We start from the raw sequence: 6,733 nt of genomic DNA on the forward strand, positions 1-6,733 counted from the left end.
GCCATCAGCTTGAGCTCGAGTTGCTGGGCAAGAGAAGGCGTCGCTGCCGCAAGGGTCAGCGCGACGGCCGCGCCGGCAAGGCGCGCGGGAAATCGAAACATGGGGGCATCTCCAGGCTCATGCGGACGTTTGCCGCATTGTGTCGTTTGGTCGCATATCAGCCAAAACGGCCGATGCTGTCCAGTGACATCCCCCGGGGCGCCCGTGGTTAGCGGGGCGGCGGGATCACCCCGCCGAGCGCGGCCGTCAGCTCTGCGGCAACGTCCCGCACGATTTGTCCGATCTCCGGCAATCGCTCGTCAGTGACCCGGCCGGTCATGCCGGATACGGAGATCGCGGCCAGCGGCTCGGCCAGAGCGTTGTATACCACCGCAGCGACGCAACGCAGGCCGAGCTGCGCCTCCTCATCGTCGATCGCAAAGCCCTGCTTGCGGATCTTTCCGAGCTCCCTGAACAGATCGCTCGGCCGCACGATCGACTTCTCGGTCAACCTGGGCATGCCATGGTGCCGAATGACAGCGCTGACGTCCTCGTCGGAATAGGTCGCGAGCACCGCCTTGCCGACGCCGGAGGTCACCATAGGCACGCGGCCGCCGACCTTGGTCAGCGAGCGCATGATTTCGCGGCTCTCCATGCGGGTCAGCACGATGATGAACTCGTCGTCGACCACGGCGAGATTGGCGGTCTCGCGGGTGAGATCGCGCAGCTTGCGCAGATACGGAATCGCCTGCGCGGAAAAATTGCGCCGCCGCGCAAAGCTCGCGCCGACCGTGAAGCTGCGCACGCCGACATGCCATTTGGATTCGACGCGGTCGAACTGCACGAAGCGTCGGCTTTCCAGCGTCGCCAGCAGGCGGTGCACGGTCGAGGCGGAGAGGCCGGTGCGCACGGCGAGATCGCTGAGGCGATAGCCCTCGTCGTCCTCGGCCAGCGTTTCGAGAATCGACAGCGCGCGGTCGACAGACTGCACGCCGCCATCACGCGCCTCGTGCTCGGCGTCCGATGGAGATCGGGGCTCAAGCGATTTGCGCCGGATCACGCTCTTGTTCATCGCGACCTGCCGCCTTGGAGCCTCGTCATTCCGGGATGGTCCGAAGGACCAGACCCGGAATCTCGAGGTTCCGGGTTCGATGCTTTGCATCGCCCCGGAACGACGTACCTGAAAAATGCCGCTCCAGAATATGCCGGAGCAGCATCTTCGCCTCAGAGCAGCCCTGCCCCGCGCGCCCATTTGTACTTGGCACCAAGCACCTCGACCGGCAGCTCGGTCGAATAGGCATAGGCCGGGATGCCGTTCTGGTAGAGATATTCGGCGGCTTCCTCGACCTCGACGTCGCCAGCCAGGGACGCCACGATCGGCTTCACAAAGCCCTTCGCCTCCATCTCCTTCTTCACCTCGACCATGTTGCGGGCGAACACCATCGGCGGCGTGACGATGGTGTGCCAGTAGCCGAGGATCAGCGAATGGATGCGCTCGTCCGACAGGCCGAGCTTCACCGTGTTGACGTAGGTGATCGGCGGCTCGCCGCCGGTGATATCCACAGGATTTCCGGCCGCTCCAAACGGCGGGATGAACTTGCGGAACGCCGCGTCCAGATCCGGCGGCATCGACATCAGCGACAGGCCATTGTCGACGCAGGAATCCGACAGCAGCACGCCCGAGCCGCCGGCACCGGTGATGATCAGCACGTTCTCGCCCTTCGGCGTCGGCAGCACCGGCACGCCGCGGGCGAATTCGAGCAGTTGCCGCAAGCTGCGGGCCCGGATCACGCCGGACTGCGCCAGGACGTCCTCATAGATCTTGTCGTTACCGGCGAGCGCGCCGGTGTGCGAGGACGCCGCCTTCGCGCCGGCCGAGGTGCGGCCGGCCTTGAGCACGACGACCGGCTTCTTCTTGGAGACGCGTTTTGCGGCCTCCGCAAAGGCGCGGCCGTCCTTGAGGTCTTCGCAATGCTGGGCAATGATCGAGGTGTTCGGGTCCTGCTCGAAGAATGCGAGCAGATCGTCCTCGTCGATGTCGGACTTGTTGCCCAGGCCGACGATGGCCGAGACGCCCATCTTGGCCGAGCGCGAGAACCCGATGATGGCCATGCCGATGCCGCCGGACTGCGACGATAGCGCGGCCGAGCCCTTCACATCGTAAGCCGTGCAGAAGGTCGCGCAAAGATTGGCGGGCGTATAGTAGAAGCCGTAGATGTTCGGCCCCATCAGGCGGATGTCGTATTTCTTGCCGACCTCGACGATCTCGGCCTGCAGCTCCGGCGCGCCCGCTTCCGCGAAGCCCGACGGGATCAGCACCGCGCCCGGGATTTTCTTCTCGCCGCATTCGGTCAGCGCTGCCGCCACGAACTTCGCGGGGATCGCGAACACGGCGGTGTCGATCACGCCCGGCACGTCCTTGACGCTCTTGTAGGCCTTGTAGCCGAGGATCTCGGCGGCCTTGGGATGGATCGGATAGATGTCGCCCTTGTAGCCGCCGTTGATGAGGTTCTTCATCACGGAGTTGCCGATCTTGCCGTCCTCGGCGGAAGCGCCGACCACGGCGACCGCCTTCGGCTGCATGATGCGGTTCATCGCCACGACGATCTCTTCGGTCGGGCGCGGCTTCGGCTTCGGCACATAGGCGAAATCGACGACGATGCGCACGTCGGCGGCGACCGCCCCCTTCGCCGTCGCGAACACCGGGTTGAGGTCGAGCTCGACGATTTCAGGGAAATCGGTGACGAGCTGCGAGACTTTGACAATGACGTCAGCGAGCGCCGTGCGATTCACTGGCTCGCCGCCGCGCACGCCCTTCAGGATCTCGTGGGCCTGGATGCCGTCGAGCATCGAGAGCGCGTCTTCCTTGGTCGCGGGCGCGAGGCGGAAAGTGATGTCCTTGAGAACTTCGACCAGCACGCCGCCGAGGCCGAAGGCGACCAGCTTGCCGAAAGAACCGTCGGTGATCGAGCCGACGATCACTTCGGTGCCGCCGGCCAGCATCTGCTGCACCTGGACGCCCTCGATCTTGGCGTCGGCCTTGTACTTCTTGGCGTTGCCGAGAATGGTCTCGTAGGCCTTCTCGGCATCCTCGACCGTCTTGAGGCCGACGATGACGCCGCCGGCTTCGGTCTTGTGGAGAATATCAGGCGAGACGATCTTCATCACGACGGGGAAGCCCATCGACGAGGCCATCTTGCCGGCCTCGCCGGCCGACTTCGCCACGCCCTCCTTGGGCACCGGAATGCCGTAGGCGTCGCAGACCAGCTTGCCTTCCGGCGCCGTCAGGCTGGTGCGGTTGTCCGCCTTGACCTGGTCGAGCACCTTGCGGACGGCATCTTTGGAATTGGACATGTGGCTTCTCCCTTGACCTCAGTTCGTTCTTTTCAAAGCGCGCGCGCGTAGCGGCTGCCCGTGATGCTTGCCATTCGCCGCGCTTCGTTCCATGCCGCGGAACGGAGTGGCATAAAGCCGAGACTACTCCGCCGGCTTGGATCAAAAATGGCTGGCGATGGCATTTGGTATGCCAGAAGCCAACTTGTCAAGCCAGAGCACACCTTGGAACGCTGCAAAAAATAGCCAGCTTGACATTCTGGCATGTGGTATGCCAAAAACTTTCCCGTTAATATTCCTGTAAAAGACGACTCCCACTGGAGGAGATTCGTCGTGTCACTACGGAAACCAACCAAGGCGTTGCCGAACATGGCCGAGGCAGACATCGCAATCGTTCGTATTGCCCCGGAGAGCAGCTTCAAGAACAAGGCGTATGACGCCTTGAAGGAAGCCATCCTCAAGATGGACATCTATTCGACGCCCGAGCCGGTGATGCTCGACGAGCGCGCGCTGTCCGAGCGCCTGGGCGTCAGCCGCACCCCGATCCGCGAAGCCATCGCGATGCTCGAGCAGGACGGTTTCGTGAAGACGGTGCCGCGCCGCGGCATCATGGTGGTGCGAAGGACCAAGAGCGAGATCGTCGACATGATCCGCGCCTGGGCAGCACTGGAGAGCATGGCCGCCCGCCTCATCACCACCACCGCACGCAAGAAAGACATCACGGCGCTGCGCGACTACTTCAAGGACTTCAGCAAGGACCGGCTGCCTGAAGATCACGTCGAGGAATATTCGCGGGCCAACATCGCCTTCCACCAGGCGCTGATCTCGCTGTCGGAATCGCCGGTTCTGGTCGATCTCACCAACGACCTCCTGCTGCACGTGCGCGGCTATCGCCAGCTGACCATCGGACGCAAGGACCGCACCGCGACCTCGCTGCCCGAGCATCTCGGCATGATCGAAGCACTGGAGGCGCGCGACACCGAGCTCGCAGAGAAGCGCGCCCGCGACCACACCCTCGGCCTTGCCGCTTACGTCGAAGCGCATGGTCAGGAACTCTTCACTTAGCAACGTTCACCAGAAGGGCGAAAAACTCGCCCCACTATCTGAGACCAGGGAGACAAGGCCCATGCTGAATACCGCGACCAAGTCCGAAGCACCGGGCACCGAGCAGGAGCTGACGGATGGCTTTCATCTCGTCATCGACGCGCTCAAGCTGAACGGCATCAACACCATCTATAATGTGCCGGGCATCCCGATCACGGATTTGGGCCGCATGGCGCAGGCCGCCGGTATCCGCATGATCTCGTTCCGCCACGAGCAGAACGCCGGTTATGCGGCGGGCATCGCCGGCTTCCTCACCAAGAAGCCCGGCATCTGCCTCACGGTCTCCGCGCCCGGCTTCCTCAACGGTCTCACCGCGCTCGCGCACGCCACCACCAACTGCTACCCGATGATCCTGATCTCGGGCTCTTCGGAGCGCGAGATCGTCGACCTGCAGCAGGGCGACTACGAGGAAATGGACCAGCTCGCGATTGCCAAGCCGCTGTGCAAGGCGGCCTATCGCGTGCTGCACGCCCAGGACATCGGCATTGGCCTTGCCCGCGCCATCCGCGCCGCGGTCTCGGGCCGCCCCGGCGGCGTCTATCTCGACTTGCCGGCAAAGCTGTTCGGCCAGGTGATGAACGCCGATGCCGGCCAGAAGTCGCTGGTCAAGGTGATCGACGCTGCGCCCGCGCAGATCCCCTCGCCCGCTTCGATCAAGCGCGCGCTCGACGTGCTCAAGGCGGCGAAGCGTCCCCTGATCATCCTCGGCAAGGGCGCGGCCTACGCGCAGGCCGACGAGGAGATCAAAACCTTCGTCGAGAAGAGCGGCATCCCCTTCCTGCCGATGAGCATGGCCAAGGGCCTCCTCTCCGATACGCATCCGCAATGCGCGGGTGCTGCACGCTCCACGGTGCTGAAAGAATCAGACGTCGTCATGCTGATCGGCGCCCGGCTGAACTGGCTGCTCTCGCACGGCAAGGGCAAGAACTGGGGCGAAGCGCCCAAGAAGTTCATCCAGGTCGACATCGAGCCGCGCGAGATGGACTCCAACGTCGAGATCGTCGCCCCCGTCGTCGGCGACATCGGCTCGGTCGTCTCCGCCTTCAACCAGGCGATGGCGTCAGGCTGGACCGCCCCGCCCGCCGAATGGACCAAGGCTATCTCGTCCAAGCGCGAAGAGAACGTCGCCAAGATGGCGCCGAAGCTCATGAACAACAAGTCGCCGATGGATTATCACGGCGCGCTCGGCGTGCTGAAGAACGTGATCAAGGAGCACCCCGAGGCGATCCTCGTCAACGAGGGCGCCAACACGCTCGACCTCGCCCGCGGCGTCATCGACATGTACCGGCCCCGCAAACGTCTCGACGTCGGCACCTGGGGCGTGATGGGCATCGGCATGGGCCAGGCGATCGCCGCCGCGCTGGAGACCGGCCACCCCGTGCTCGCGGTGGAAGGCGACAGCGCGTTCGGCTTCTCCGGCATGGAGGTCGAGACCATCTGCCGCTACAATCTTCCGATCTGCGTCGTCATCTTCAACAATGACGGCATCTATCGCGGCACCGACGTCAACGGCGCCAATTCCGATCCGGCGACGACGGTGTTCGTCAAGGGCGCGCGCTACGACAAGATGATGGAAGCCTTCGGCGGCGTCGGCGTCAACGCGACCTCGCCCGACGAGCTCAAGCGTGCCGTCAACGAAGCGATGACCTCCGGCAAGCCGACGCTCATCAACGCGGTGATCGATCCGGCCGCAGGCTCGGAGAGCGGCCGCATCGGCAACCTCAATCCGCAGAGCGTTCTGCAGAAGAAGAAGTAACTCCCCCTCAACCCTTTATTCCCTGCGGTTTGCGGGGGCAGACACAGAGTACGGAGCAACACGATGACCAAAGCGCTCAAGGGCGTTCGCATTCTCGACTTCACCCACGTTCAGTCAGGCCCGACCTGCACGCAGCTGCTGGCATGGTTCGGCGCCGACGTGATCAAGGTGGAACGTCCGGGCGTGGGTGACATCACCCGCGGCCAGCTGCAGGACATCCCGAACGTGGACAGTCTGTATTTCACCATGCTCAACCACAACAAGCGCTCGATCACGCTCGACACCAAGAACCCCAAGGGCAAGGAAGTCCTCACCGAGTTGATCAAGAAATGCGATGTGCTGGTCGAGAACTTCGGCCCCGGCGTGCTCGACCGCATGGGCTTCCCCTGGGAGAAGATCCAGGCGATCAACCCGAAGATGATCGTCGCCTCGATCAAGGGCTTTGGCCCGGGACCCTACGAAGACTGCAAGGTCTATGAGAACGTCGCGCAGTGCACCGGCGGCGCCGCCTCCACCACCGGCTTCCGCGACGGCCTGCCGCTCGTCACCGGCGCGCAGATC

General features: G+C 63.8%; 5 protein-coding genes. 3 read left to right on the forward strand and 2 right to left on the reverse strand.

The annotated features are described in order from the left end of the window. Window positions 1–208 precede the first annotated feature (208 nt). Together MOV74_RS27645 and MOV74_RS27650 are read right to left on the reverse strand one after the other, a co-directional pair. Window positions 209–1,051 carry an IclR family transcriptional regulator gene (locus MOV74_RS27645; protein ID WP_246929749.1) on the reverse strand — a complete coding sequence of 281 codons (843 nt, stop codon included), beginning with the start codon at window positions 1,049–1,051 and terminating at the stop codon, window positions 209–211. 152 nt (window positions 1,052–1,203) lie between these two features. Beyond that, window positions 1,204–3,333 carry an acetate--CoA ligase family protein gene (locus MOV74_RS27650; protein WP_246929750.1) on the reverse strand — a complete coding sequence of 710 codons (2,130 nt, stop codon included), beginning with the start codon at window positions 3,331–3,333 and terminating at the stop codon, window positions 1,204–1,206. 348 nt (window positions 3,334–3,681) lie between these two features. On the opposite strand from MOV74_RS27650, the gene MOV74_RS27655 reads away from it, so the two are divergent. The 3 genes from MOV74_RS27655 to MOV74_RS27665 all read left to right on the forward strand — a co-directional run. Further along, window positions 3,682–4,377 carry a GntR family transcriptional regulator gene (locus MOV74_RS27655; protein WP_195799034.1) on the forward strand — a complete coding sequence of 232 codons (696 nt, stop codon included), beginning with the start codon at window positions 3,682–3,684 and terminating at the stop codon, window positions 4,375–4,377. 61 nt (window positions 4,378–4,438) lie between these two features. Next, the gene (oxc, locus tag MOV74_RS27660) at window positions 4,439–6,172 is read left to right on the forward strand and encodes an oxalyl-CoA decarboxylase (RefSeq protein WP_246929751.1); all 1,734 of its coding nucleotides are present in this window, start codon (window positions 4,439–4,441) and stop codon (window positions 6,170–6,172) included. Between the two features lie 63 nt (window positions 6,173–6,235). After that, window positions 6,236–6,733 (forward strand): CoA transferase (locus MOV74_RS27665; protein WP_246929753.1); only part of this gene is annotated, 498 nt, incomplete at its 3' end.

It is taken from the genome of Bradyrhizobium sp. SHOUNA76, assembly GCF_023006445.1.
GTDB lineage: Bacteria > Pseudomonadota > Alphaproteobacteria > Rhizobiales > Xanthobacteraceae > Bradyrhizobium.

Coding starts and splice junctions, on each gene's coding strand:
- MOV74_RS27645 (WP_246929749.1), bottom strand. CDS start 1,051: ATGAACAAGAGCGTGATCCGGCGCAAATCGCTTGAGCCCCGATCTCCA.
- MOV74_RS27650 (WP_246929750.1), bottom strand. CDS start 3,333: ATGTCCAATTCCAAAGATGCCGTCCGCAAGGTGCTCGACCAGGTCAAG.
- MOV74_RS27655 (WP_195799034.1), top strand. CDS start 3,682: ATGGCCGAGGCAGACATCGCAATCGTTCGTATTGCCCCGGAGAGCAGC.
- oxc (WP_246929751.1), top strand. CDS start 4,439: ATGCTGAATACCGCGACCAAGTCCGAAGCACCGGGCACCGAGCAGGAG.